At 63.4% G+C, this 26,208-nt stretch carries 25 protein-coding genes; 13 read left to right on the top strand and 12 right to left on the bottom strand.

The features are described from left to right. The first annotated feature begins 130 nt into the window (after positions 1–130). Entirely contained in the window at positions 131–556 is a 426-nt protein-coding gene (locus M8523_RS01035) for a fasciclin domain-containing protein (protein ID WP_282582961.1), read from the top strand. An 86-nt stretch (positions 557–642) separates the two neighbouring features. On the opposite strand, the gene M8523_RS01030 is transcribed toward M8523_RS01035, so the two are convergent. Next, positions 643–921 (bottom strand): hypothetical protein, encoded by a 279-nt coding sequence (locus tag M8523_RS01030; RefSeq protein WP_282582960.1) that lies wholly within the window; start codon positions 919–921, stop codon positions 643–645. Positions 922–1,075: 154 nt separating this feature from the next. Next, a complete protein-coding gene (locus M8523_RS01025; RefSeq protein WP_282582959.1) occupies positions 1,076–1,333 on the bottom strand; it encodes a hypothetical protein in 258 nt (85 codons plus the stop codon). A gap of 322 nt (positions 1,334–1,655) precedes the next feature. Between M8523_RS01025 and M8523_RS01020 the strand changes: the two genes are divergently transcribed. From M8523_RS01020 to M8523_RS01010, 3 genes are read left to right on the top strand one after another with little or no spacing between them, the layout of a single operon-like run. Further along, the gene (locus M8523_RS01020; protein WP_282582958.1) at positions 1,656–3,851 is read left to right on the top strand and encodes a DUF4384 domain-containing protein; all 2,196 of its coding nucleotides are present in this window, start codon (positions 1,656–1,658) and stop codon (positions 3,849–3,851) included. Positions 3,852–3,910: 59 nt separating this feature from the next. After that, complete coding sequence (locus tag M8523_RS01015) at positions 3,911–5,596, top strand: caspase family protein (protein WP_282582957.1); 1,686 nt, start codon at positions 3,911–3,913, stop codon at positions 5,594–5,596. A gap of 26 nt (positions 5,597–5,622) precedes the next feature. After that, positions 5,623–7,827 (top strand): caspase family protein, encoded by a 2,205-nt coding sequence (locus M8523_RS01010; protein ID WP_282582956.1) that lies wholly within the window; start codon positions 5,623–5,625, stop codon positions 7,825–7,827. Positions 7,828–7,831: 4 nt separating this feature from the next. Here the strand turns inward: M8523_RS01010 and M8523_RS01005 are convergent, their stop codons facing one another. The 4 genes from M8523_RS01005 to M8523_RS00990 all read right to left on the bottom strand — a co-directional run bounded on the left by M8523_RS01005 (position 7,832) and on the right by M8523_RS00990 (position 11,616). After that, positions 7,832–8,947: a glycoside hydrolase family 3 N-terminal domain-containing protein gene (locus tag M8523_RS01005; protein ID WP_282582955.1), complete on the bottom strand. Its 1,116-nt coding sequence runs from the start codon at positions 8,945–8,947 to the stop codon at positions 7,832–7,834. A gap of 297 nt (positions 8,948–9,244) precedes the next feature. Then, entirely contained in the window at positions 9,245–9,973 is a 729-nt protein-coding gene (locus M8523_RS01000; RefSeq protein ID WP_282582954.1) for an esterase family protein, read from the bottom strand. Further along, positions 9,970–10,935 carry an acetylxylan esterase gene (locus M8523_RS00995; protein WP_282582953.1) on the bottom strand — a complete coding sequence of 322 codons (966 nt, stop codon included), beginning with the start codon at positions 10,933–10,935 and terminating at the stop codon, positions 9,970–9,972. Before M8523_RS00995 ends, M8523_RS01000 begins: the two co-directional genes overlap by 4 nt. A gap of 435 nt (positions 10,936–11,370) precedes the next feature. Further along, complete coding sequence (locus M8523_RS00990; RefSeq protein ID WP_282582952.1) at positions 11,371–11,616, bottom strand: hypothetical protein; 246 nt, start codon at positions 11,614–11,616, stop codon at positions 11,371–11,373. A gap of 48 nt (positions 11,617–11,664) precedes the next feature. Here M8523_RS00990 and M8523_RS00985 point away from each other — a divergent pair, with 48 nt between their 5' ends. Then, positions 11,665–11,847, top strand: a complete 183-nt coding sequence (locus M8523_RS00985; RefSeq protein WP_282582951.1) for a hypothetical protein — start codon at positions 11,665–11,667, stop codon at positions 11,845–11,847. A gap of 284 nt (positions 11,848–12,131) precedes the next feature. Here M8523_RS00985 and M8523_RS00980 read toward each other — a convergent pair whose 3' ends face one another. Further along, entirely contained in the window at positions 12,132–13,640 is a 1,509-nt protein-coding gene (locus M8523_RS00980) for a catalase (RefSeq protein ID WP_282582950.1), read from the bottom strand. Between the two features lie 512 nt (positions 13,641–14,152). Between M8523_RS00980 and M8523_RS00975 the strand changes: the two genes are divergently transcribed. From M8523_RS00975 to M8523_RS00965, 3 genes are read left to right on the top strand one after another with little or no spacing between them, the layout of a single operon-like run. Further along, positions 14,153–15,196 (top strand): type III polyketide synthase, encoded by a 1,044-nt coding sequence (locus M8523_RS00975; RefSeq protein ID WP_428349550.1) that lies wholly within the window; start codon positions 14,153–14,155, stop codon positions 15,194–15,196. After that, positions 15,193–15,699 carry an isoprenylcysteine carboxyl methyltransferase family protein gene (locus M8523_RS00970; RefSeq protein WP_282582948.1) on the top strand — a complete coding sequence of 169 codons (507 nt, stop codon included), beginning with the start codon at positions 15,193–15,195 and terminating at the stop codon, positions 15,697–15,699. Before M8523_RS00975 ends, M8523_RS00970 begins: the two co-directional genes overlap by 4 nt. Further along, positions 15,683–17,269, top strand: a complete 1,587-nt coding sequence (locus M8523_RS00965) for an MDR family MFS transporter (protein ID WP_282582947.1) — start codon at positions 15,683–15,685, stop codon at positions 17,267–17,269. The genes M8523_RS00970 and M8523_RS00965 overlap by 17 nt, the downstream gene beginning before the upstream one ends. A 3-nt stretch (positions 17,270–17,272) precedes the next feature. Here the strand turns inward: M8523_RS00965 and ubiG are convergent, their stop codons facing one another. After that, positions 17,273–18,766, bottom strand: a complete 1,494-nt coding sequence (gene ubiG, locus M8523_RS00960) for a bifunctional 2-polyprenyl-6-hydroxyphenol methylase/3-demethylubiquinol 3-O-methyltransferase UbiG (RefSeq protein WP_282582946.1) — start codon at positions 18,764–18,766, stop codon at positions 17,273–17,275. Between the two features lie 285 nt (positions 18,767–19,051). On the opposite strand from ubiG, the gene M8523_RS00955 reads away from it, so the two are divergent. From M8523_RS00955 to M8523_RS00935, 5 genes are all read left to right on the top strand, one after another. Next, positions 19,052–19,507, top strand: a complete 456-nt coding sequence (locus tag M8523_RS00955; RefSeq protein ID WP_282582945.1) for a cupin domain-containing protein — start codon at positions 19,052–19,054, stop codon at positions 19,505–19,507. A 7-nt stretch (positions 19,508–19,514) separates the two neighbouring features. After that, positions 19,515–20,432 carry an SMP-30/gluconolactonase/LRE family protein gene (locus M8523_RS00950; RefSeq protein ID WP_282582944.1) on the top strand — a complete coding sequence of 306 codons (918 nt, stop codon included), beginning with the start codon at positions 19,515–19,517 and terminating at the stop codon, positions 20,430–20,432. Beyond that, positions 20,423–21,352: a VOC family protein gene (locus tag M8523_RS00945; RefSeq protein ID WP_282582943.1), complete on the top strand. Its 930-nt coding sequence runs from the start codon at positions 20,423–20,425 to the stop codon at positions 21,350–21,352. The genes M8523_RS00950 and M8523_RS00945 overlap by 10 nt, the downstream gene beginning before the upstream one ends. A gap of 111 nt (positions 21,353–21,463) precedes the next feature. Then, a complete protein-coding gene (locus M8523_RS00940; RefSeq protein WP_282582942.1) occupies positions 21,464–23,026 on the top strand; it encodes a GMC oxidoreductase in 1,563 nt (520 codons plus the stop codon). Beyond that, positions 23,023–23,484: a DoxX family protein gene (locus M8523_RS00935; protein WP_282582941.1), complete on the top strand. Its 462-nt coding sequence runs from the start codon at positions 23,023–23,025 to the stop codon at positions 23,482–23,484. Before M8523_RS00940 ends, M8523_RS00935 begins: the two co-directional genes overlap by 4 nt. A gap of 48 nt (positions 23,485–23,532) precedes the next feature. Here M8523_RS00935 and M8523_RS00930 read toward each other — a convergent pair whose 3' ends face one another. The 4 genes from M8523_RS00930 to M8523_RS00915 all read right to left on the bottom strand — a co-directional run bounded on the left by M8523_RS00930 (position 23,533) and on the right by M8523_RS00915 (position 26,129). Continuing rightward, entirely contained in the window at positions 23,533–23,838 is a 306-nt protein-coding gene (locus M8523_RS00930) for a hypothetical protein (protein WP_282582940.1), read from the bottom strand. 305 nt (positions 23,839–24,143) lie between these two features. Beyond that, positions 24,144–25,007 carry an SCO family protein gene (locus tag M8523_RS00925; RefSeq protein ID WP_282582939.1) on the bottom strand — a complete coding sequence of 288 codons (864 nt, stop codon included), beginning with the start codon at positions 25,005–25,007 and terminating at the stop codon, positions 24,144–24,146. 42 nt (positions 25,008–25,049) lie between these two features. Continuing rightward, positions 25,050–25,421 (bottom strand): copper homeostasis periplasmic binding protein CopC, encoded by a 372-nt coding sequence (copC, locus tag M8523_RS00920; RefSeq protein ID WP_282582938.1) that lies wholly within the window; start codon positions 25,419–25,421, stop codon positions 25,050–25,052. Positions 25,422–25,631: 210 nt separating this feature from the next. Beyond that, complete coding sequence (locus M8523_RS00915) at positions 25,632–26,129, bottom strand: copper chaperone PCu(A)C (protein WP_282582937.1); 498 nt, start codon at positions 26,127–26,129, stop codon at positions 25,632–25,634. Positions 26,130–26,208: the final 79 nt, after the last annotated feature.

Below are 26,208 nucleotides of genomic sequence, written 5' to 3'. Positions count from 1 at the left end.
ACCCACGAAAAATCGATATTGGCCTTGCAGCTTCTTTTTAGAAACAGACTGCACGAGTCGTTTGTCTTGCCATTGAACTTGGCCCAGACTTTCATCTCTGCTTACCTATACATTTTTTTGGAGTACTACTATGGCAGATGCCACGCATGACATCGTCGACACAGCTGTCGCAGCCGGAAGCTTCAGCACCCTTGTGGCCGCCGTCAAGGCCGCCGATCTGGTCGCGACACTGAAGGGCGCGGGTCCGTTCACGGTTTTCGCGCCGACGGACGAAGCTTTCGCGGCCCTGCCGGCCGGGACTGTTGAGTCGCTGATCAAGCCGGAAAACAAGGCGAAGCTCACATCGATCCTGACCCTTCACGTCTTGGCCGGAAAGGTCATGTCGACTGATGTGGCCGGCAAGAAGTCGAGCCCGAAATCAGTGAGCGGTGAGGAACTTCACGTGGATGGCACCGATGGTGTACACGTGAATGGCGCCAAGGTCGTCAAGGCCGACATCGCCTGCACGAACGGCGTGATCCATGTGATCGACAAGGTCCTTCTTCCCGCAAGCTGATTGTATTCGGCTGAAAGGAGAAGCCGGAGTCATCTCCGGCCTCTCACTGGTGCTGGGCATAAGCCCGATGGAAGTAGATCCATCAATCATTCGAATGGATTGGCCGGGTACAAACTCAGCAGGGGATTCAAGAACACCTGCATCTCTCTGACGATCTGGTACATGTCGACGATCGTGTCGGTCTGAAGTTGTTGAATGGGGTCACTGGATGGTGACTTCTTGAGATGATTGATTTTACCATTCAGACTCAGGTTTTTTTGCTCGATGATCTGCAAGCTTACTCTTATTTTATGGATTGTGTTCTGAAGTTCGGCTTGTGAGTAGCCATTCGGCTTCTTTTGCTGAGACGTCGGAAAAGACCCCATGAAAAGTCTCCAAATGTGACGCGTTCAAAAAATTCGGGTGTAGACTTTCTGTCTGGCACCAGAATCTAATTTACGCCAGACACAGCCGACGGACCGGACACGTTCGTTGCGGAGATACACTCGGGGTTTGTCGAGCAAGCCTGTCCGGTGCGGCTCAGGTTTCGGCCGCGCCAAAGTCGGGCTTTTCCACCTCGATCACAGGGGTCAAAGCGGAAGCCGCTTTCGCGCAGTGCAAGTCGTCGCGGGCATCCGACCCAAGGCGCCGCATGTCCCGGTTCACGGGTCTTTCGAGCGAAGATAAAACGTCGCTCATCCCTTCAGGCTCAAACATCAATTCCGCTTTGACTTCGTTTGCCAACTGGGCATTATCCGCGCGCGAAACCGGCGATAATCGGGGCACGTCACCGATCATTGCCGGCCCTCGAAGAATTAATTGTAACACGCGATGGTTGTTGAAAGACAGTCTGCGTGACAGCTAGAATTTACACCAGGTATATTTCGGTCAAGCTAGTCTCTCGTTTTGCGGTATTTCCATGCGGCTGGACGTTTTCAAGTATATCATATCTGGGCTCTTGTTCGGGATCTTTGCCCTTAGTTGCTCCAAAGCCGCCTTAGCCGAGGGCGAGGGTTGGGCGGCCGCGGCGCCGATCCTTGAGAAGCATTGCGCACGCTGTCATCAAGCCGGGCGCACCGAAGGCCGGTACAAGGAGCGGCCCGCCAAAGATTTCGGGTATGTGTTGGATGAGGATCAACTGGTCCGCCATCACAAGCTCGTTCCAGGCAATGCGGACGGGTCCGAGATCTGGCTCGCGATCGCCAAAGGCGACATGCCGAAGGACACGGCGGACGCCTGTAGCATCGGAACCGCGACCGACGCGGACTATTGTGGGTTAAGCGAGCAGGAGAAGTCGGCTCTCCATCACGCGCTCGACGCGCTTCAGGCGCCGACGCCGCAGCCCCAGGTCGTCGCATCGGAACCGGGCAAGCCGGATGGCGGGAGCGCGGCACCGAACACTGCCCCGACGGCGTCCACGTTCACGACCGATCGTGACATCATTCGGCTCATCTCGGACGATGTGGCCCAGGCGAACAGCACGGACGCCGCATCCTATCGCTATCTGACCCTCACGCATCTGAAGAACGCCGGCGACCCTGAGCGCGACCTTCAGGTCTATCGCTCCGCCATGACAAAGCTCCTCAACAGTCTTTCGACCGTCTCGGATGCCTTCACGCCCACCGCGATCGACCCGGCCAAAACGGTCTACCGCATCGACCTCCGCAGGCTCGGCTGGTCCCGCGCGACCTGGGACCGCATCGTCGCGGCCGACCCTTATGTCACGCTCTACAACAACAGCCAGTTCAAGGCGTTGCAGAGCGACCTCAACACCAACGCGCCATTCATCCACGCCGACTGGTTCGCCTTCACGGCCGCGCGGCCGCCGCTCTACTACACGATCCTCGATCTGCCACGGACCAAGAAAGAGCTCCAGGCGAAGCTCGGCGTCGATTCCACGCGAGACTTCGCGGAGCGTCGGGTCGAACGCGCCGGGTTTCAGCGGTCCGGTGTGTCCGACAACAACCGGCTGATCGAGCGGCATGCGATGTCGACCGGCGCCTATTGGGAGTCCTACGATTTCGGTGCCAACGGCGATCGCAAGAGCCTCTTTGAATTCCCGCTCGGCCCCGCGGGTGCCTTCGGCGACATCTCCGACCGTTTCGGCTTCGCGCAGGATGGCGGTGAGATCATCTTCAATCTGCCGAACGGTTTCCACGCCTATTACCTGACGGACGGCAAGGGCAACCGGCTCGACATCGGCCCGACGCGGATCGTACGCGACCCCTCGCAGCGCGATTCGGCGGTGACCAACGGCATCTCCTGCATGGGCTGCCATGACAAGGGGATCAAGCTCAACCCGTTTCGGTCGCGTGACACGCTCGACCAGGTGCGCGGGCTGGCCCTGAAGAGCGGCACCTTGCCGTCGGACGCCAAGGAGATCGTGGCCGAGATCTTTCCAGAGGGCGACGCCTTCGGGCGCAGGCTCGAAAGCGATGCCAAGCATTACGCCGAGGCGCTTGCGGCCTCCGGCGTCTCGGTGAGCAGCAACCTCGATGGCGTCGAGATGATCAACGCCTTGTCGAAGCGATTCGAGGATCCGCTCAAGATGCGGCTCGCGGCAGCCGAGGTCGGCATGACAGAAGCGGCCTTCTCGGACCGACTCGATGCCGTCGGCGGGGCCTCGCACGACCTCAGGCTGCGTCTGGAGCAAGACGTGGTTCCCCGCGATCAATTCGTCGCGCTCTATGCGTCGCTGGTGAATGCCGTGAACGAAAACGGCGACAAGGCCGTGCCGCTGGGGACGGTCGCCGAACAGAGCGGCACGACGCCGGACGCCGTCGCGCAGCTCGGCAAGAAATCCCCCCAGGTGACGAAGACCTTCGATCTGGCCTTCGTGGCAAGTGCCACCGACCTCCGGATCGGTGATCTCATCACCTTCACGCTGCGCTCGGAACAGCCCTGCTTCCTCTCGCTGATCGACACAGACGACAAAGGCAAGGTGACGGTTCTGTTCCCGAATGGCTTCCACCCCGACAGCCGGATCGAAGCCGGGACGACAGTCGCGATCCCGGGCTCGACCGTGGCGGGGTTCCGCCTGCGCGCGCCTGAAGCTGGCACCGACCGAGTGACCGCGACCTGCAACACCTCCTTTCCAGACCTTGCGCAGAAGCAGGGTGGCGAGAAATTCGCGAGTTACGACAGTACCCGCAGTCTGATTGCCGCACAGACCGATCAGCGGAAGCATTACACACGATCGCTCAAGGTCGAGTCCGATGCGGAGCCGGCATCCCCCACCGGGCCGCTCATTGCCAATCCGATAGAACCAGGCGTCCCGATCGTGGCCCAGAAGTCCGTCGTTCTGAACATTCATTGAAGCGGGGACCGGTCATGCCGCCTTCGCCGAAATGGAGGAATTGGAGTCGCGGCATTGGTTTGAGATCCGCAGCCTGGCTCTGCCTCGCATGCGTCACCCCCGCCCAAGCCGCCGAGCCGCATCGTGTGGCGCTGGTGGTCGGGATCGGCGCCTATCAGCACCTGCCGGCCTTGCCCAACACCGTAGGTGACGCCCGGCTCATCGCCGACAAGCTGCGCGCCACAGGCTTCGACGTCGATCTCGAAACCGACCTCACCAAGGACCAGCTCACCCATGTGGTGCGGGACTTCGCCCACAAGGTCGAGGCCGCCGGGCCGGATGCGGTCTCGGCCTTCTACTACGCCGGCCACGGCATCCAGGACGACAAACAGGCCAATTTCCTGATCGGGGTCGATGCCGAGGTGAAGAGCCAGGTCGACCTGCCCTTCGAGGCTCTCCCGCTCGACCGCACGCTCGAAACCTTCGAGGCGGCTCATCCCGCCGTCACTCTGGTGATGCTCGACGCCTGCCGTGACAATCCGTTGCCGGCCACGAGCCGGGGCGTCAAGCGGGGGCTCGCGGTCGAGGCGGAACGGCGTGAGCTGCTGATCGCCTTCTCGACCGATCCGGGCAAGACTGCGGACGACGGGCCGGCCGGCAGCCACAGCCCCTTCGCGGCCGCGCTCGCCGAGGAACTCGATGTGCCCGGGCTTGAGGCGACCGCCCTGTTCAAGGTCGTCACCAAGAAGGTGATGGATGCCACCAAGGGCGATCAGATGCCCTGGGTGACGCAGCGCCTCATCGACGATTTCTACTTCCGCCCGTCCCAGATCAACGGACCGACACCCGCCGCCGCAGCGGCCGCCGCCGTGACGGCCCCCTCCCCCGCAAGCGTTCCGGCCGGCGCACCGGGCACGGCAACCGCATCCCAGGCCACACCGCCCGAGAGGGGTGCGGCGGCGGCCGAGATTGCCTATGGCCAGGCCGTGATCGCCAATACCACGGACGCCTATGAGACGTGGTTGCGTCAGTTCCCGGACAGCGACCGGAAAGCCAGCGTCTTGTCGCTGCTGCAACGCCTGCGCGAAGAGGAACTCTGGCGGCGCGCCACGACAGCCGCCACGGTCCAGGACCAAATGCGGGCCCTCGACATCGAGTTGCTGGCGTTTCCGGTCGGCATCTACGCCGAGAAGGCGCGCGTCAAACTTGCTTCGCTGCAGACCACCGAGAAGCCGCCCGCGCCAGTTGAGCCGGCCGTGGTTCCTCCGTCACCGGAAGCCGGTGCCCGCCGAATCGCCGGCAAGGACGCCTACGGCAACGATCGTGGCGGCTTCATTCTTGGCGTCGTCAGCGTCGATGCCTGCGAGGGCATGTGCAAAACCGACTCTGGCTGCGTCGGTTACACTTATAATATCCGCCGCCAGGCCTGCATTCTGAAGAACGCCGTGAGCTCTCTCGTCGATGCGCGGGAGCCTGCCATCACGGGCATCTTCGACAACCGAGCGCCGGCACCTGCAAGCACGAGCCTGAGCGGTGCGGAGACATTTCGCTATTACGAAGACACGGATGCGCCCAACAACGATCTCGAAGGCTTTCTGTCGGGCATGGATCTCGAAGCCTGCGAACGGTTCTGCCTGGCCCGCACCGATTGCGTCGGCTACACCTACAATCGCAAGCGTTCAGTCTGTATCCCGAAGGCCCGTATCGGTAAGCTCGCGCATTCCCGCGAACCCGCACTGACCGGCATCCTCGAAAGTCGACGTTAGCGGTGCCGATGGATGGGGTCTCTATCATGCGCTGGCTGAAACGGGCGATCCAAGCTTTGGCCATCGGCATCGTCCTGGCAGCTCCCATTCCGGTTCAAGCCGCCGAGCCGCATCGTGTGGCGCTGGTAGTCGGGATAGGCGCCTATCAGCATCTGCCAGCCTTGCCCAACACCGTAGGTGACGCCCGGCTCATCGCCGACAAGCTGCGCGCCACAGGCTTCGACGTCGATCTCGAAACCGACCTCACCAAGGACCAGCTCACCCATGTGGTGCGGGACTTCGCCCACAAGGTCGAGGCCGCCGGGCCGGATGCGGTCTCGGCCTTCTACTACGCCGGCCACGGCATCCAGGACGACAAACAGGCCAATTTCCTGATCGGGGTCGATGCCGAGGTGAAGAGCCAGGTCGACCTGCCCTTCGAGGCTCTCCCGCTCGACCGCACGCTCGAAACCTTCGAGGCGGCTCATCCCGCCGTCACCCTGGTGATGCTCGACGCCTGCCGCGACAATCCGCTGCCGGCCACGAGCCGGGGTGTCAAGCGGGGGCTCGCGGTCGAGGCGGAACGGCGTGGGCTGCTGATCGCCTTCTCGACCGATCCGGGCAAGACGGCGGACGACGGGCCGGCCGGCAGCCACAGCCCTTTCGCGGCCGCGCTCGCCGAGGAACTCGATGTGCCCGGGCTTGAGGCGACCGCCCTGTTCAAGGTCGTCACCAAGAAGGTGATGGATGCCACCAAGGGCGATCAGATGCCCTGGGTGACGCAGCGCCTCATCGACGACTTCTACTTCCGCCCCGCCCAGGTTAACGGGCCGACACCCGCCGCCGCAGCGGCCGCCGCCGTGACGGCCCCCTCGCCCGTGCCCGGTCCAGCCGGAACGCCGGGCGCCCCGACCGCAGCCAAGGCTACCCCGCCGGAGAGGGGCCTGCCGCCCGAGGAAGCCGAGGTCGCCTATGGACGGGTGGTACTGGCCAACTCGGTCGAGGGCTACGAAAACTGGCTCCGCACCTACCCCGACGACCCTCACAGAGGGAGCGTCATCGGCCTGCTGCAGCGGCTGCGCGAGGAGGAATTGTGGAAGCGCAGCGGCACCTCCTCGGCGTCCGACGCGATCAGTGCGCTGGAAACGGAACTCATCGCCTTTCCGAATGGCGTCTACACGGACCGAGCGAAGCAACGCCTAGCCGAATTGCAGAGCTCAGCTCCGGCCAGCACGCCGCAAATTACGCAGAACCAGTCTCCGTCGTTCGATTGCAGCAAGGCCGGGACCCCGGTCGAGGAGCGCATTTGCACGTCGCCCGAACTCGCCGAACGGGACCGGCGTCTGGCTCAGGTCTTCGCTGACGTGTTGGCCAAGTCCTCGTCGCCGTTGGCCCTCCAAATAGCCGAGAGCCAATGGGTGAAGGGACGCGACCTCTGCGCCACGCGTGGCAACGTGAGCGACGTCGATGCCTGCGTCCGGACCGCTTATGACGGCCGGATCGAAGCTCTCCAGGGCCCCACTCCAGGCATGGTGCCGACGGCGGGACGTGTCGCGCCGTCCTTCAACTGCGCCTACGCCCGCACGCCGTCCGAATTGCTGATCTGCGACTCGTCCGATCTCGCCGGGGCCGATCTGCGCCTGAGCAGCCTCTATCGCGAGGCGCTGGCCAAAGGCATTTCACGCCAGGACCTCGATCGCCCACAAAGCCGTTGGCTCGCATCCCGCGACGCCTGCGCGTCACTGCCGGCTCGTCCGCAGGCCATCTCCTGCATCGGAGATGTCTATCGGCATCGGATCGATGCGCTCGCGGTATTGCTCGGGGTCGGATCTGAGGCCTCGGTCACCACGCCCGTCGATCCGGCCCAAGCCTGCGCCGGTTTCGCCACCCATTACTTCGCCGCTTGGTCGGACGACGGAGCGGATGCCGGAACCTATGTCGAGGCGGTCTACGCCCCCCAGGTCGTATTCTACGGAAGGCTGGTGACCCGGGACCAGGTTCTGGATGAGAAACGCAAATTCATGGCGCGCTGGCCGCGTCGCAGCTACACGGTCTCGTCGCTCGATCCGCCCGTGATCGCCGCCGGGCGGTGCCAGCTTCGCGGCGTCGTCGAGTGGGACGCGCGGCGAGCCGGATCCAGCCAAGTGTCGCACGGGTCGGCGCATTTCGAGTTCACGCTGACGACGGGCCCATCGCCGCAAATTCTCGCCGAGAGCGGTCAGGTGATCCAACGGGCGACCGCGCCCGAGTGAAGGCTCAGGTCAGCGAGCGCTTCAGCGCAGCGATGCGCTGTGCGCTCAGGGTAATTCTTTCAGGCACGATCCGGCCTGCGGCGATCATCGTCTTCACCACCCGGTGAAACCGCTCGGGCATCTCCGGGTCTGGATGTTCCCGATTCGAAAACACGAAGAGATCGACGCCCGCCTCAATGCCGAGCGCGATGCTGTCGTCCGGCGCATAGGAGCGGCGCAACGCCCCCATTTGCATGTCATCTGACACCACAACGCCATCGAAACCGATCTGAGTCCTGAGAAGCCCGTGGATGACGCGCGGCGACAGCGATGCCGGACGGCCGGCTTCCGTGAGGTTCCGGTCCGTCAGATGTCCGACCATGATCATGTCGGCATAGCCAGACCCCACAAGCGCCGCGAAAGGCTTCAATTCCTCCTCGTGCCACAGGCCCGTGATATCCGGCAGCGCGCGGTGGCTGTCCTGGCCGGCCGAGCCGTGGCCGGGGAAGTGTTTAAGCGCCGTCAACACATGCGCGCTGCGATGCGCGTCGACGAAAAGCTTCGCCTCGGCGATAACACGCGCCGGATCGGCGCCATAGCTTCGACCGAGGGCGCCGATGATCGGATTCCGCGGATTGACGTCGAGGTCGACCACAGGGCCAAAATTCAGGTTGATGCCGAGGTCGTGCAGCTCGCGTGCCGTCTGCCCGTACAGACGCAGGGTTTCGGAATCCGGCATCCCGGTCAAAATCTTGGCGGCCGGCAAGGGGTGGAACCCCCGCTGCGGCAGAAGCCGGACGACCGCGCCACCTTCCTGGTCGACCGCGATCAGCGGCGTCGTGCCTTTGCAGCTCGACTTGAGAAATCCGATGAGGTCGCGCGCCGCCGAGGGCGAGGCAAGGTTCTCGTCGAACAGGATCACGCCGCCGATGCGCCCCGCGGCGAGCAGATCGGCAATCGCCCGCGCACCGGCGCTGTCGGGGCTCGCGCCCCAAAATCCCATGAGCAGCATCGATCCGGCCGCCTGGGCGAGATCGGGCTGTGCTGTCGCCGGGCCGAATGTCGCCGATAGCGTCAGCGAAGCCGCCAAGGTGGCAATCAGCGCGCGGCGATCAAAATCCGGGCCATGTATCACGGTCATCGCTCCGCGAAGGATGCCATGGCACTACACACGCCCGGTAGGGATGCGACAAGTGTAAAGCGATGTCGATATAGAGCCGCGCTCCGAAGTGCTGGCAAAGGCCTTCGCGTGAGGTTGGAAGCTGGACCAGGCGATTGGAAGAGCTCGTCGAGCCGAGGTGACAGTCCGAGGAGCGCTGAGACATGGATCGCCACGCTTCGCTCGTGATAACGAGCTGCGACAAGGATCAAGCTTATTCGCGTCCGACTGTGCCGCCATGCCGTATCTCAAACGGGAGATCCTGACAGCGGCATCGCATCAAATATACAAAGCCGACATGGCCCGCCAAGCGCCGCCGCGATGGGCGCGTCCGTCCCAAAGATGCAGTTGATGACGGACGCTCTTTTCGTCGAGGAGACGGCTGAGATGGCGGTTGTTGTCGAGGAACGGGTCGGCGCTGCCGACGGCGAGGACGATCTCAAGCTGCCGCAGCTTGTCCAGGTGCCACGCGCAGTTCAGGCCGGGCAGGAAATGCGTCGGGGTATGGAAATAGATGTCGTCGCCGTAATAGCCGTCGAACAGGTCATCGAAACATTCCACCTTCATGGTCAGATCGTAGCGGCCGGAAAACGCGACGAGTTTGCGGAAAAGGTGTGGATGCCGGAGAACGAGGCTGGCGGCCTGAAACGCACCGAGGCTGCAACCCATCACCATCGTGCAATCGTGAGAATTGGTCGAGGCCATCAGCGGAAGCACCTCGTTGAGGATGTACTCTTCGAAGGCAGCGTGGCGGCGGATGCGGTCGGCCGGATGAAGCCTCCTGTCGTAGAAGGTCTCCCCTGCCAACCCCTCGATGCAATAGAGTTGCAAGTGCCCTGCCCTAACCTTGTCGGCGAGGGTCGCGACGACTTTGAGCTGCTCGTATTCCCAGAAACGCCCCTCCCGCGTCGGGAACATCAGAACCTTGGCTCCGGCATGGCCGAAGATCAGGAGTTCCATGTCCCGATGAAGTCGCGGACTATACCAGCGCCGGTAATCTCGCCTCATGGTGTCCTGAAGAACCGCCTGACCTTCTCCAAGAGGAGCGCGTGCTGCTCCTCGCTGCCAGGATAGTCGAAATGACCTGCATCCAGGATGACGACTTGATGATGATTTGATGTCGGCCGCGCATTGGCGACCGAAAACTGGCACGGCGGCGCCACTGCCGGATCAAAGCGGGCGACGGCGACCAGCAAAGGGATGTTGATCCGTGTCGCCGCCGTTGCGGCGTCGAATAGGGCGAGGGTCTCCAGCACGTCCCGGTGCGTCTTCTGGTAATTTTGCACCGAATGCCCGCTACCGATGGTGGGCAGCGTCAACCAGACCGGCATGTTGCTGAAGGTTGGAACGACCAGATGACCGCGATCGATGCGCGGCTCGAACGCCATCGCCAGCGCGCCGATGCCGCCACCGAAACTGATGCCGCTGTAACCAATCCGTCCTTCGAGCACGGGATAGAGTTTGATGAGAACAGAGACGGCCAGCCAGAGATCCTCGACGCAGCCGCCCAGGATGTAGCGCTCCGGTTTGTCGATATCGTGCAGCACGTGCCATGCGGGATCGTCGGAAATTGGCGGACGGCGGCTGCGCGAGAGTCCGCGGAAGCAGGGAAACAGCACGGCGGTGTCTTCGACCGGAATATTGAAATCCGGCTGGTCCCGCCCCCCATAGCCATGGCCGACGACCAGACCACGCCTGACGTTTCCCGAGCGGGGTACCAACAGCCATCCGCCGATCTGAAATTCATCGGTCGAGGTATAGACGATATCTTGGACCTGCCAGCCCGGATGGCTGCTCGCGCTTTCGCTCAGACGCGGCTGCGGATCGTGGCCCAGCGCGGCGAGATAGCGGGTGCGCCAGAAGTCATCGAAATGCGGCGGGGCCTCTGGCGGCTTTAAAGCACGAAGCGCGTCGAACTCGAAACCATAGGTCGGATCGAAATCATAGGGGTGGTCTGTCGGGATGCTCATCGAAGGCTTGTTTCGTGAAACAAGTGTCGCGGCAAGTTGGGGTTTGCCTCGGGCGAGAGAGGGAAGATGTCCTTGCGAGCGGTGGCGAGGCAAACTTGCCGGCTAGGCTGCGCAATCACCCACTTTTACGGACAAACATGTCCCTGCGTTTCGCAAACGGATTGCTGCAGTCTGAATCTCTTCGCCTTCGGCTGGCGATGACGACTCATACCGACCTGCATGAGGCTCGACGAGTGCCGTGTCCCTTCGCCCCGCTTGCGGGGAGAAGGTGGCCGCTAGGCCGGATGAGGGGTTGCCTGCCGCATCCGCCCCTCATCCGCACTTCGCGCACCTTCGCCCCGCGAGCGGGGCGAAGGGGTCAAAACACGATACTCAGCCAAGGGCGACCAGTTGTACCCAATGCAGCTTGGTAGCAGCTCTCGCAAACCCCAGGGATCATCCCTGCAAGGCATGCAGATCCACCGAGCCGAAGATCGCGATGACCTGCGCGTCCCCGAACTCTCCCGCCTCGGGATCGCCGGTCCGTGAGAACGCGACGGCGCCGGCGTTGTTGTCGGCCAGTCCTTGCGCCAACCGACGTGCGCGATCGCCGTTCGGGGCTTCCTTCGGCTCGCCCGACACGAGGTTGCCTTCATCGTCCTTGTTGAAAGGCACCACGACGAAATAGGTGACGGACGCCATCTGTGCTTTCCTCCTCGCAATACACGAGCCTACTTCGGGTGGACCACGATGGCGATCAGGTTTGAGGAAAAGGGGAAGGACGATATCGAACCGGGCCGGAAGGAAAAACCGCTGAAAGCCAGAGCGACCGCGGATGCCGGCAGCGATGCGGGCCCGGTCGGCGACGATGTCGCTCTCCCTTTCGCCAAGCCGGTGAAATCCGACAAGAAGCGGCCACGCGCAAAACGCTGACTTCGCTCCCGGTCATGCGGGGGCTGCGTTTTCCTAGAGAGACGATGATCGACCCGCACATCAAGCGATCGATCTACTGACATTCTCATCGGGAACGTCGCGTCGTGTCTCCAATAATGCTTCGCTTGACGCTGTCGAATCAATGGACTGGCAGAGGGACGTCGGGCAGCTCGGCCACCATCATATTCAAGCCTAAAGGCCGGGTCGCAACCCGGCCTTGCCTTCTTTGAGCGAGAGACCGCCTGGGGTAGCCAAGCTATCGATTTGGCGCTGCCGTGTCCGGTCTACTCTGCCGCCAACTGCTGCTGCTGCGTCGCGAGACCGATCCCCTTGGCCACCGCGGCGCCGAAATCAGGATGGATCTTGGTCCAGTGCCGCAGCATCCGCTCCTGGATCGGACGCGGATCGTCGATGCCCATCATCGGATTTGTCATCGACCCGACGATGTTCTGGACGAGATTGGCCCGACCCGTCTCGTCGAGGGTCTTCTCCCAGAAGATCCGGGGCTGTCCGTAATAATCTTCGTCGTCGCATTTGTACTCATAGCGGGCCGCGTCACCGGTGAGGCGCAGGGGCGGCTCGGTGATGGCGCGATCTTCGACCGGTCCCCCGAACGAATTCGGTTCGTAATCGACGGTGCCGCCGTAGTTGCCGTCGACCTGCATGCGCCCGTCGCGGTGGTAGGTCGCCACGCCCTTGGCGGCCTTTGGCTGGTTCACCGGGATCTGATGATAGTTGACGCTCCCCAGCCGGTAGCGATGCGCGTCGCTGTAGGACAATACGCGGTTCTGCAACACCTTGTCGGGCGAGAAACCGATCCCGGGCACGACGTTCGAGGGTTCGAACGTCGCCTGCTCGACCTCGGCGAAATAGTTTTCGACGTTCCGGTTGAGCTCCATCACGCCGACTTCCTGAAGCGGGTAATCGGCATGCGGCCACACCTTCGTCAAGTCAAAGGGATGGATCTTATAAGTGTCGGCCTCAGCCTCCGGCATCACCTGGACGAACATGGTCCATTTCGGATTTTCGCCACGCTTGATCGCATTGATCATATCCTGCGTCGAGAAGTCCGGGTCGTCCCCGGTCATCTTGGCCGCCTCGGCGTCCGAGAAATTCTTGATGCCCTGCTGGGTCTTGAGGTGGAACTTGACCCAGTGGCGCTCGCCCTTGGCGTTCCAGAACGAGTAAGTGTGTGAACCGTAGCCGTTCATGAAGCGGGCCGACACGGGTGTGCCCCGATCGCTGTAGAGGAACATCACCTGGTGCAAGGCCTCGGGCGACAGGCTCCAATAATCCCAGCGGCGCCAATGCGGCTTGAGATGCGTGCCGGGGTCACGTTTCTGGGTCCGGATGAAGTCGGAAAATTTCAACGGATCCCGGATGAAAAAGATGGGCGTGTTGTTGCCCACGAGATCCCAATTGCCGTCCTCGGTGTAGAATTTCATGGCAAAGCCACGGGGATCGCGTGCCGTGTCGGCCGACCCGGATTCACCGCCAACTGTCGAGAAGCGCGCGAACATCTCGGTCTTTTTCCCGACCTGGGAGAATAGGCTCGCGCAGGTGAGATGCGAGATGTCCCTGGTCACCGTGAAGGTCCCATAGCCCCCATAGCCTTTGGCGTGCACGACGCGTTCAGGAATACGCTCGCGGTTGAAATGCGCCATCTTCTCGATGAGATGGTAGTCCTGCATCAGCATCGGCCCGCGAGGGCCGGCCGTGACCGAATTCTGGTTGTTCTCAACGGGACGGCCGAAAGCGGTCGTCATAGTTGGTGAGGTTTTCGGATCAGTCATGATCGTCTTTCCTTAGTGTGAGATGCGGCTGCGTGGACGAGAAACCGTTGGTCCGTCACCGTTGGTTCGCCTCGCTCAAATGGCACCCACGCCACGCGCACGGATCACGAGAGCGGCGTCATTCGAGTACGGCCCCTGTCGCGGCTAAATCCAAGAATCGATTTGTGTTCGTTGTTCTGATCCGAACAAGCGCGGTAGACCACGCGGGGCATGGGACTGTCGGTGTGAAAACGACGCCCGACCATAAAAGGTCCGGCTTCTTGAGAAGAAAGCCGCCGCACCCTGTGGGATGGTTGGCTGGCCGGGCGGCCCCGATTCGCCGTGGCGATTGGGTTCTAGCGCGCACGCCCGCGACGATATCGACACCCTTTTTTCGTGACCCGATAGATATTTAATGACCCAAGCCCTTGCAGCTTAGTTGCGTTCTTGGCGTTCCCTTGGGATTAACGTCCTTGGTCGAGCGCCGTGCATCGCGCCGCTGATCCTGCACTCAAGGCGGCGACGTGAGACATATGGCCCATCTTCTATCGGTAGCGACCGCATCCCCGCCTTTCGTGTTTCGGCAATCCGACGTGGCCAAGGCGGCCAGCACCATCTTCTCAGACCGCTATGACGACTTCGAAAGGTTGTCCCGCGTTTTCGAGACGAGCGGGATCGTGACGCGCCGCGCGGTACGTCCCATGGAGTGGTATGCGCAGCCGCTCGGTTGGCCCGAACGGACGGCTGCGTATATCGAAGGCGGTGAAGCTCTCTTCATCGAGGCGGCATCGAAGGCGCTCGCCGCCGCCAACCTTACGGCCGCCGAGGTCGACACGGTGGTGACGGTGACATCGACGGGTGTGGCCACCCCCAGTCTGGAGGCGAGGGTCGCGACCCGGATGGGATTTCGGTCCGATGTCGGACGTGTGCCGGTGTTCGGACTGGGTTGCGCCGGCGGCGTCTCCGGGGTCTCGATCGCGGCGCGGTTGGCAGCGGCACGGCCGGGCACGAACGTGCTGCTGGTGGTGGTCGAACTCTGCACCCTCTCGTTCCGGCTGGACGAGCTGACCAAGGCGAATATCGTGGCGACGGCCCTGTTCGGGGATGGTGCCGCAGCCTGCGTGCTACGTGCGGGCGACGGCGGCCTCGCGGCCATCGAGGCCAGCGGCGAGCACACGTGGCCCGATACGCTCGACATCATGGGATGGAGCGTCGACCCGCAGGGCTTTGGCGTCATCTTCGCGCAAGCCATTCCACCCTTTGCGCGCGAGAACGTCGGGCCGGCCGTCAAGGGCATTCTGGCAAGGTCCGGACACAAGATGTCCGACGTCGACCGCTTCATCTGTCATCCCGGAGGCCGGAAGGTGGTGTCGGCGCTCGAAGGTGCGCTCGGTCTGACGCCAGGGTCGCTCGACCACGAGCGCGACGTGCTCGAATCCTACGGCAACATGTCCGCCCCGACCGTCCTTTTCGTGCTTGAGCGCGTGATCCAGCAAGGCCTGCCGGATTGTTCGGTACTCAACGCCATGGGGCCCGGTTTCACATCGAGCTGCGTGGTGTTGAGGAAGGCCGCGTGACGCTCGCCGTCCTGATCCTGGTGCTGGTGACGCTGCAGCGCTGCGGCGAACTCGTTCTGGCACGCCACAACACTGAGCGGCTCATCGCACAGGGCGCGTTCGAGATCGCCCCCGGCCATTATCCGGCGATCATCGCGGTGCATAGCCTCTGGCTCGCGACCCTCTGGGTGCTCGGCTTCACGGCTGGCGTGAACCTCGCCTGGCTGTTTTTGTTCTGCGTGCTGCAGGCCTTGCGGATCTGGGTGATCGCCACGCTCGGTCACCGCTGGACCACGCGCATCATCGTGCTGCCGGGAAGCCCGCTGGTCCGGACCGGCCCCTACCGTTGGCTCAGCCATCCCAATTATGTCGTCGTGGCCGCCGAGATCGCGGTGCTGCCGCTGGTGTTCGGGCTACCTTGGGTGTCGCTGATCTTCTCGCTCCTCAACGCCGCTGTTCTATTTGTCCGCATTCGTGCCGAGAACGGAGGCTTGGCTCGGACGACGCATGCCCAATCAGGCTGACGCGACCCCTATCGACGGCTTGAGAGCGCTCCCTACGGCGATCGGCTTCATGGCCATGTGCGTCGGCATGTTCATGGCCATCCTCGATGTCCAGGTCGTTGCGACCGCGCTCCCGACAATCCAAAGTGCGTTGACGATCGCGCCATCGGCCATGAGCTGGCTGCAGACCGCCTATCTCATCGCCGAAGTGGTGGCGATCCCGCTCACGGGCCTCCTGACCCGCGCGCTCAGCATGCGTTGGCTGTTTGTCGGCGCCGTTTCGCTCTTCACCCTGGCGTCGATCGGATGTGCCGCGAGCGCAGGCTTCGCAAGCCTTGTCGCGTGGCGCATCGTGCAGGGCTTCGCAGGCGGCACATTGATCCCCTCGGTCTTCGCGGCCGTGTTCGTGCTGTTCCCGGTGCGGCAGCAGGCTCTTGCAACCACCCTTGCGGGGGTGCTGGCCGTGCTCGCACCGACGGTCGGGCCGGTGGTCGGCGGCTGGATCACGCAGACCTACTCCTGGCACTGGCTGTTTCTGATCAACGTGCTGCCCGGCGTGGCTGCCGCGGTCTGCGCGAGTCTCATGCTGCCGCGCGGATCCGCCAATCTCACTTCCTTGGCGCGTCTCGACGCCGGGGCTCTCGCTCTCCTGGCCGTCGCGCTCGCGTCACTTGAGATCGGCCTCAAACAAGCGCCGCAAAGCGGGTGGGGCTCTCTGACGGTGCTTGGCCTGCTGGCTGCAAGCGTGGCTTCTCTGGCAGCCTTGGTTCGCCGTACCTTGGCGGGACCATCTCCGCTGATCGACTTCGCGATCCTGCGCGATCGTTCCTTCGCGATCGGCTGCCTGCTCAGCTTCGTTCTCGGCATCGGCCTGTTCGGCACCATCTACCTGATGCCCGTCTTCCTGGCGCTGGTGCGGGGGGAAGATCCGCTGGAGATCGGCAAGATCATGCTGGTGACCGGCGTGGCGCAACTGTTGACGGCGCCGGTTGCCATCGCGCTCGAACGCCGGATCGACGGCAGGATCCTCACGGTGTTCGGCTTCCTGGTGTTCGGGCTCGGGCTCTCAATGAGCACCGGACAGGATGGCGCGACGGATTACGACGAGATGTTCTGGCCGCAGGTCGTCCGCGGGAGCGCCATCATGTTCTGTCTCCTCCCCCCGACCCGCCTGGCCCTGGGCCACATCCCATTGGCGCGTGTGCCCGATGCGAGTGGTCTGTTCAACCTGATGCGAAACCTCGGCGGCGCGGTCGGGCTCGCGCTGATCGATTCGGTGATCTACGGCCGGGTTGAGCCCATCGCGCGCGGTATCCGGCAAAGCCTATTGGCAGGCGATGCCGCGGTCGCCGTACGCATCGGTATTCCGCTGACGCGGTTCCTCAATCGGGGCACGGCCCCGCTGGATGCAGAGACACAGGCCGCGGTGGCCCACCTTGTCGAACGTGCGGCGTTGATCGGCGCCATCAACGAGGCCTGGATGCTGATCGCGCTATTGACCCTGATCGCGCTCGTCGCGGTCCCGTTCGCTGGTGCGCCGGCGCGCCCGGACCTGCCGGCCCCTGGCGAAGTCTGGCCATCGACAGGCTGAGTGTCATGGTCCTGCCGGCGCCGCATGGGCATGCCCCAAATACATGATCGAGGCCGTGGGCAGCGGCCCGAACCGGAAATCGCCCTGACGGTCGAGCCCGCGCGGGCCGAAACCAACCATGCGTGAAGGCGTGAAGCCGTGCGCTTTCAGGCGAGCGCGCAGGTCCGTCGGTCGGATGAATTTCGCAGGATCATGCGTGCCGCGTGGAAGCAGACGCAGCATGGATTCGCCCAAGGTGACGATCACGAAGACGGCAAGCCGGGTTCGGTTGATCGTGTCGAAGACAAACAGGCCGCCCGGGCGAAGAACACGGCCGACTTCGGCCAGCACCGCATCGAGGTCCACGACGTGCTCCAGCACGTCGACACAGACCACGATGTCCATCATACGGCTCTCGACCGGGATCGCTTCGCCGACACCGACGCGGTAGTCGATGAGCAAGCCTCCCGCCTGCGCATGGTCGCGTGCCGCAGCGATCGCGGCGCCTGATGGATCGACCCCGACGACGTGAGCGCCACGCTCGGCCAGAGCCTCGGCCATGTAGCCCCCGCCGCAGCCGAGATCAAGGATGCGACGTTTCTGCCAGTCCGGCACGAGGCGGTCGAGATAGGCCATGCGGGCGGGCACGAGCTTGCGCAATTGCCGCCGCCAGCGGACCGTTCCATCCCACCATCCACTGGCGTCGACGTCATAGATCGTGAGGTCGTTGCGCCGAGGCGGTGTTGCAGGAACCCGTCGTGGCCAGGGAAACCAATAAGGCACCGCTTGCTGGTAGGCCACGAACGTCTCTCCGAACAGGCGACGGAACCGCGCTTCCTTGAACAACGGGCCGATCAGGCAATACAGCGTGAGGACGCTGGAGACGACAAGCTGGTCGGGGGTCAGCGTGGGAACGGTCCATAATGTCAGCGCGAAGGCCACGTAGATCGGCTGCCGGCAGAGGCGGAACAGCCCCGTGCGCGGCATCGGCGGGTAAACCGGCGCGACGCCGCGTGCCACCGCCCACCAGCCGAGCGATCCGACCTGCATGGCCATGCCCGCATCGACGATGGATTTGAGGAGCAGCAACCAAGCGGCCGCATAGAAGCCGGAGATCACAGCCAGCGTGGTACCCTGCGCCGACCACCAGACAATTCCACTCGGCGACCAGAGGAGGAACAGGGCTCCGACCTGCGCTGAGGCGATCGCCGCATAGGTGGTGGTCGACAGCCGGCCGCCGAGACGAAACGGCGCGAGGCGGCTGAGCATCGCACGTCCGGGTCGAGAGAGAAGTGCCGAATGCAGGACTGGAAACTGCAGCAGCAGGAGGCCGTTGGCGAGCGCGCTCCAGGGCAGTCGCAGTGTCCCCAGCGAGCGGCTCATGCCGAAGAACATCGCGACCATCATGGTCCCGACGCCGGCCACGAAGAGCGTATGGCAGGCAAGCCCGTAGCCGAGCGCCACGATCACGTCACGCGAGCGCGGAGCTGTGGTCTGTGTAGGAGCGAGTTCAGCCAATCGAGTTCCACCGGACCGACGAACTAAGCGACTCAATCACCATCAGAATAAGCTCTGATGACCGCAGAGGGGCGCCCGGACCGTAGCGACCGCGTTGTCTCATGCATCCAGTCCTCCCGGCAAAGCGATCCGTCGCATTCGCAGCCTAAACTCTCCTGACGCAGCAATTCGCAGGCAGACGCGTGCGGCCGCGTCAAGGAACCGAACTGCTGCGGCGGTCGTCGTGTCAGGCGGCACCGATCCGGCTCAAGCGCGTTGAAGATGGGATTTGACCGGAGACCACGCATGACCGCTTCGTCAAGCACAAAGCCGCAGGCCTTCTATTGGCACACCTACACGGATGCCGATGGTGTCAGCCGGCAGAAGCGTTGCGTGCTGACGGCGTTCGAAAAGCAAAGCATGAGTGGCGCGGCTGCTCAGTGGAATGACCATCTCGGCACATGGCCCAGCCACATCCTCGTGAGCGTCCAACCTGTGGGTTGGGTGGGCGACTGGCACGAAAACCCGAAGCCGCAGTGGATCATTCCCCTGTCGGGCCGCTGGTGGGTGGAGACCATGGATGGGCAGCGCGTCGAAATGGGACCGGGCGAGATGTCCTTCGGCGAGGACCAGAACTGCCGCGCCGACGCCGAGGGGCGGAAGGGCCACAAATCCGGCACGATCGGCGACGAGCCGGCCGTTCTGATGATCGTCCAGTTGCAGACGCCGCCGACGATCGACCGCCCCGGCCACTTCGCGTGATTGGGAGATGTCGGAGATGCCAGTCGACTACGAGATCATCGACAAGCGCTTCAAGAGCTTCGTGCTTCCCAATTCTCCGTTGCGCGTCCTGGCCGAGGGGCTCGGCTGGCTGGAAGGGCCGGTGTGGTTCGCCGACCTGCAATGCCTCCTTTTCAGTGACATCCCGAACGACCGGGTGATGCGCTGGACCGCGACCGGGGGCGCCTCGGTCTTTCGGGCGCCATCGCGCTTCGAGAACGGCCACACGCGGGACCGCGAGGGACGCCTAGTTTCCTGCTCACATCAGGATCGCTGCATCAGACGCACGGAGCTCGACGGGCGCATCACCATCCTGGCGGAGAGCTATCGGGGCCGACGCCTGAACTCGCCCAACGATGTCGTGGTCGCCGCCGACGGCGCGATCTGGTTCAGCGACCCGCCCTACGGCATCAACTCCGACTACGAGGGCGGCAAACAGCGCGCCGAACTTCCGCCGACGCTCTATCGCCTCGACCCCCTCACGGCGGAGCTTGCGGTCGTGGCCGACGATTTCGATGGTCCCAACGGACTCTGCTTCTCGCCCGACGGAACCCGTCTCTATGTCGCCGAGACCGGCGAGCAGTTCGCCGATCAGCCCACGCAGCACATACGGGTCTTCGACGTCGTCGACGAAGGCCGCCGCCTCGCCAACGGCCGCGTGTTCCACACCATCAATCCCGGCAATGCCGACGGCATGCGGTGCGACCAGGACGGCAATCTCTGGAGCAGCGCCGCCGACGGCGTTCATTGCCTCTCGCCGGGCGGGGACCTTCTCGGCAAGATCAAAGTCCCGTCGCTGGTCTCGAACCTCACCTTCGGCGGTCGGAACCGGAGCGAATTGTTCGTCTGCGCCTCCCACACGCTCTGCGCCATCACGGTCAACCGTCGAGGTGCCCAGTGGCCGTGACCGCGCCGGGCGGCCCGACCGCTGCGATCGAGAGCGTCTGCCTGACGGTGCCGGACCTCGATCGGGCCGCTGACTTCTACCGCGATGCGCTTCATTTTTGGCCTGTTGGCCCTCGATTGCCCTGCAACCCTGACCGCATCGCGCTCCTGGGCGTGGCTCCCGAATGCACCATGCGGTCCCAGACGATGCGGCTTGGGGCCCAGACGATCGAACTTTTCGCCTTCGATCCGCCGGGGCAGCCTTATCCGACCGACAGCACGGCGAGCGACCTGTGGTTCCAGCACTGCGCGATCGTTGTCGACGACATCGTGGAGGCCGTTGCCGGACTGAACGAGACAGAGATCCGCCCGATCACCCAGGGGGCGCCCCAAACGCTGCCGCCAAACACGGGCAGCGTGACCGCCTTCAAGTTTCGCGATCCCTTCGGGCATCCGCTGGAGCTGCTCGCCTTCCCGCCCGGCGTCGGTGATGCGCTCTGGCATGCGCCAGGAGCTGATCTGTTCCAGGGGATCGACCATACGGCCATCGTGGTCAGCGACGTCGACAGCAGCGCGCGGTTCTACGAGGCGCTTTTCGGGTTCGAACCCGGAGGGCGATCCACCAACAGGGGGCCCGAGCAGAGCCGCCTCGACGGCATTGCCGATGTCGAGGTGGATGTGTTGGCCCTCACGCCGCGCGGTGCCCCGCCGCATCTGGAACTTCTGGGCTATCGGGCTGGCCGCCGCCGCGCCCGCCCGAGCGACTGGACCTCCCGAGACCAAGCCATCACTAGGATCCTCATTGCCGTCGACGACGTTGCGGCCGTTACGGCGCGCCTCGACCCATCCTGGCCCCGCCATCGGGGAACGTGGGACGGAGCCGAAGCCCTGGCGCTGCAGGATCCGGATGGACATGCGCTCATCGTCCGCGCCGCGCTGTGATCGCAGCGAACTTCGGCGCCTATATCGCGTTGCAGCATAGGGAGCCGCCGTTTCGCGCAGCGGCGCTATTGCGGCCCTGAAGGGCCGGCGTCGCACGCGGAGTGGCACCAGATGAACCATTACGATCTAATCGTCATCGGGAGCGGTCCCGGAGGCGCATCATTGGCGCATAGGCTTGCTCCCACGGGCAAGCGTATCCTGCTGATCGAACGCGGCGACTACCTCCCGCGGAGCCGGGCCAACTGGGACAGCAAGACGGTTTTCGTCGAGGGCGCCTATCAGACCAAGGAGACATGGTACGGCCGCGATGGCGCCGCCTTCCACCCAGGCCTGCATTACTATGTGGGTGGAAACTCCAAGGTCTATGGCGCCGCGCTCTTCCGGCTGCGCGAGCGGGACTTTGGGCAAATTGTCCACAAGGACGGCATCTCGCCCGCCTGGCCCCTGCCCTACGAGGCCTTCGCGCCCTACTATGCCGAGGCCGAGAAGCTGTTTCATGTTCATGGGCAACGCGGAGAAGATCCGGACGAACCTGCCGCCAGCGAACCCTATCCGTTCTCCGCTGTCTCGCATGAGCCACTGGTCCAGCGTCTGTCCGACCGGCTGGCCTCACAAGGGTTGCATCCGTTTCATCTTCCCCTCGGCATTCTGCTCGACGAAAAAAACGGCAAAGCCACCCCAACCAGCACCTGCATACGCTGCAACGCCTTCGATGGGTTTCCCTGTCTTTTGAACGGCAAGGCGGATGCGCAGGTCATGTGCGTCGACCCCGCTTTGGCGGCTCACCCCAACCTGACGCTCCTCACCAACACCTATGTCGACCGCCTGGAGACCGACCCTTCCGGCCGCAATGTCACCGGCGTGCATTGCCTCCGCGAAGGCCGCGAGGAACGCTTTTCGGCTGACCTCGTCGTCGTCGCCTGCGGTGCCCTGTCGTCGGCCCTGCTGCTGCTGCGCTCGCGCAACGCGGCCCATCCCAATGGCCTCGCAAACGGGTCGGATCAGGTCGGCCGCAACTACATGCGGCACAACCAGTCGGTCCTGATGGCGATCATGCGGGAGCGCAACGACACGGTGTTCCAGAAAACGATGGCGCTCGGCGACTTCTATTTCGGCGCCGATGATTGGGACTATCCGCTCGGCCTCATCCAGATGTGTGCCACGTCGGACGCCGAGCAGATCAAAGGCGAGGCACTGCCGGCGTGGCTCGACTGGTTTCCGGACATGCCGTTCAGCGAGATGGCCAATCATTCGATGGATTTTTGGCTCTCGGGCGAAGATCTTCCACTGCCCCAGAACCGGATCACCTACGATGGGGACCGCGTCGTGCTCTATGTCGAGGACACCAACATGGAAGCGCATCACAGGCTGAAGAAAAAGCTGGAGCACCACCTCGACCAATGTGGCATGAAATCGGTGCTGCTCGATCGACGACTCTATTTCGGCAAGGACATTCCGATCGGTGGGACCGCGCATCAGGCCGGCACGTGCCGCTTCGGCGTTGATCCTGCCGGCAGCGTGCTCGACCTCAATTGCAAGGCGCACGAACTCGACAATCTCTACGTCACCGATGCGAGCTTCTTTCCCTCGATCGGTGCGGTCAATCCGACGCTGACCATCATCGCCAATGCGCTGCGGGTCGCCGAACACCTGCGCGAGCGGATGGGCGCATGAGCCTCGCTGTCGCCCTGGCTGTCCGCTATCTGCTGGTCGTGCTGTTCTTTCCCTTCAGCGCGCTCGACAAGATCATCAATTTCAAAGGCGCAGTGAGGCAGGCCTCCGAGATCGTCCGTTCGCCAACCCTCGCCACGGCTCTGATCATCATCGGCCTCGGCGTCGAAATCCTGATGCCCATCGGCATCCTCACCGGGACGGCAGACCGCCTCGCCGCCTTCGTGATGGCCGGCTATTGCATGGTCACGGCCCTCCTGTGGAAACGCTGGTGGATGCCCGGCGACTTCTGGAAGGCGGGCGACAGCAAGGCGCGAAACCTCTTCTGGGATTTCCTCAAGAATTTCTCGCTGGCGGGCGGATTCCTGCTGCTGGCCTTTGGGCTTCATGCAGGGGATGTCCAAGCTTTCGTCCGCGATCCTCTCGGATCGTCCCACCCCTATGCTTCGGACTCGCCCTGAGGATGAACAGCGCCACGACGGATGATCTGAGAGGCGCTTGCGCCTGCGTCAGATTTCGTCCGATTTGTTTGTGTCCTGAGGAGATTTGGCATTTTCAGCGCACGCCTTTGCGACCTCACGGATCGGCAAAGGGGCGTGCGCAGCGTTTTGACCCACCTGATTGAGACAGTTCAGAATCGCAGGTCTGTCCGCTTTGAAAGACTGCGAGAATGTTGGGCCGAGGGCATCGAGCAAAGCGTCCCGATCGGCGGCAGATGCCTCGCCCCACTCCGCCATCGTGTCGTTTGCCGCCAGCGCGATCGCCTGGCTTGTAACCGGGAGGAGCAGACCTACGAGCGCAAGCGTCTTGAACATCTGGACCTCCAGCGTATCGAAGACTCACGGTCCCCGATCAGCTCTGCCGCAAGAAGTTTGAACCTTGTCGCAGAGTGATACTACCCCAAGCGGTGTCGCACCGGCGCCGACGACGAGATCCGGATCGTCATTCCTGGTCCCATCCAATTCAGAGGAGGAGAGGCATCATTCCGGACGCACTCCACCTCCTGCAAGGTCGAGGTGAAACCGGACGTAAGTGTCGACTGCGGCCGTCTCGGCCTGAAAGCTGCTTGCTGGCACACGCCGAGAATGTGCCGGCGCGACCAGCGTTGTAGCGATGCGCGTCAGCTCGACCCGCAATCGTCCTTCATCTTTGCGCCACTCCAAAGATCGACACGGGCCGGCCTCCCGGGCACGCAGGCCGCCGGGGCGATGAGCGTCGTAAGCTTGGCCAGGATGCTCTCCTCGGGCTCTCCGAAGGACACTTCGCCGACCATACGGCCAGTTTTGTCGAGCAGCAGGACACCCGCGAAATGGTCCATCGAGTAGCCGCCTCCTCTGCTGGGGATGCGGCGATAGAACACATGGAAGGTGTCGGCCATTGCCGAGACCTGCGCCTCCGTGCCGCTGAAGCCGCGAATACGCGGGTCGAATGAGGAGAGATAGAGCCGCATCTGCTCAGGTGTGTCGCGCTGGGGGTCTACCGTCACGAAGATGGTATTGAGGCGGTCCGCGTCTGGGCCCATCCGCTCCAGCACATTGCTCAGCGTGAGGAGCGTGGTCGGGCAGACGTCAGGGCAGAAGGTGTAACCGAAGAAGAGGGCTGCGGGCTTGCCGAGCAGGTCCTTCTCGGTGACGGGTCGCCCCGACATTTCGGTCATGACGAAAGGGCCACCGATCCGAGAATGACTGTAGGGCGAGCGTCGTTGAAAGGTGAGCACCATCGCGCTGGCGATGACTATCAGAACCATCATCCCGAAAAGAAAGTAGAGGGTCGGTTTCGAGATCGCTTCACCTTTGTGCTTGTCCGCACGACGGGAGAATTCAGACATGGGGTCGCTTTCAAGTGCCAGACACGCGGTGATGGATCCGACGTCACTGACATCGGCCTGGCCCACGTAGGAATACAAGGCCCGGCCCTCTTCCGTGGCGATCAGGAGATCATCGGTCGCACCGGCCTTGTCGGCAGCTTCGACCAATCCCGCCATGGCGAACGCGCCTCGGCTGCCTTGAAGCCGGCGTGACCGTGATCAGGGTTTGATGGTGAATGTGTAGGTCCCACTCGTCTTATGGCCGTCCGTCGAAAGCGCGTGCCACGCCACGGTATAGGAGCCGGCCGCGAGGATGTCCGAGAGAGGCACGACGAGCGTGGTGTCACTGCTCGCCCCGAGGGCGGCGTTTCCGGTGGCGACGGCGGTCTTGGCCGGCCCGGTGACCTTCACGCCAGTGAACTTGAGGTTCACGCCCTCCGAAAACGTGAGGTCGAGTTCGGTCGGAGCCGTCGCGACAATGCTGTCGGCGGCCGGCGTTGACGACTTGAGATGGGCGTGGGCGAAGGCCGGCGCGGAAGCGGCGACAAGGCCGGCGCTGGCCAGGACGAGAATGCGTGCGAACGTGTTCATGGCAGTTTCCTAACGTCGAAGGGAAGGTGCGGCATTCCAGGGGCCTGCCGTTGGTGTCAGTATTTCCGCCTGGCATAACCTCAGGCGGCGGCAGGCGAGGCCGTGTGGTTGATCTCGCTTTTGAAGAGACGGATCGAACCGGTCGCGGCCAGCAGAATCATGAAGGGGACGCTCAAGAGCCCGGCATAGAATGGCAGCGGCAGATCGCGCTCAGTCCATGTCCATACCGGGCATCGGATGCCCGGTATGTCCCGCCGAACCGGCCTTGGCCGGGCCCCTGGCGCCGATGCCCTCCACCTCAAAGCTTACCGGCACCGTGCCGGCGTGCTCGAACACCAGCGTGCCCGCGACCGTCTCGCCCTTCTTGAGGGCGCGCTTCAGGCCGGTGAACATGATGTGCTTGGCCGAGGGATCGAGCGTGAGCTTGCCACCGGCCGGGATCTCCAACGGTCCGGTCGGGCGCATTCTCATGACGCCTGCGTCCATGGACATTTCGTGCAGCTCGAAACCCGACGAGGCCTCGAACGAGCCGCCGATCAGGCGATCGGGCGCGCCGCCCTTGTTCTCGACGGTCAAGTAGCCGCCGCCGATCTGGGCGCCACCGGGCGTGGCCCGCGCCCAGGGGTGTTCGATGACCAGCGTTCCGGCGGCAAAATCCTGCGCCGTCGCCAGGGTCGGTGCGAGCACGAGCATCGCGAGCCCGGCCAAGCGGCCGGCTCCAAGTGGTAATTGCATGATATGACGTCCTGAAAGAGCGCGCGATCAATCCGACGCGACAACGCGCCTC

The organism is Lichenifustis flavocetrariae, from assembly GCF_026130545.1.
In the GTDB taxonomy this organism is placed as follows: Bacteria; Pseudomonadota; Alphaproteobacteria; order Rhizobiales; family Beijerinckiaceae; genus Lichenihabitans; species Lichenihabitans flavocetrariae.
The sequence above is the reverse complement of the archived record's forward strand: the minus strand, read 5'-3'. Positions and strand labels throughout refer to the sequence as shown.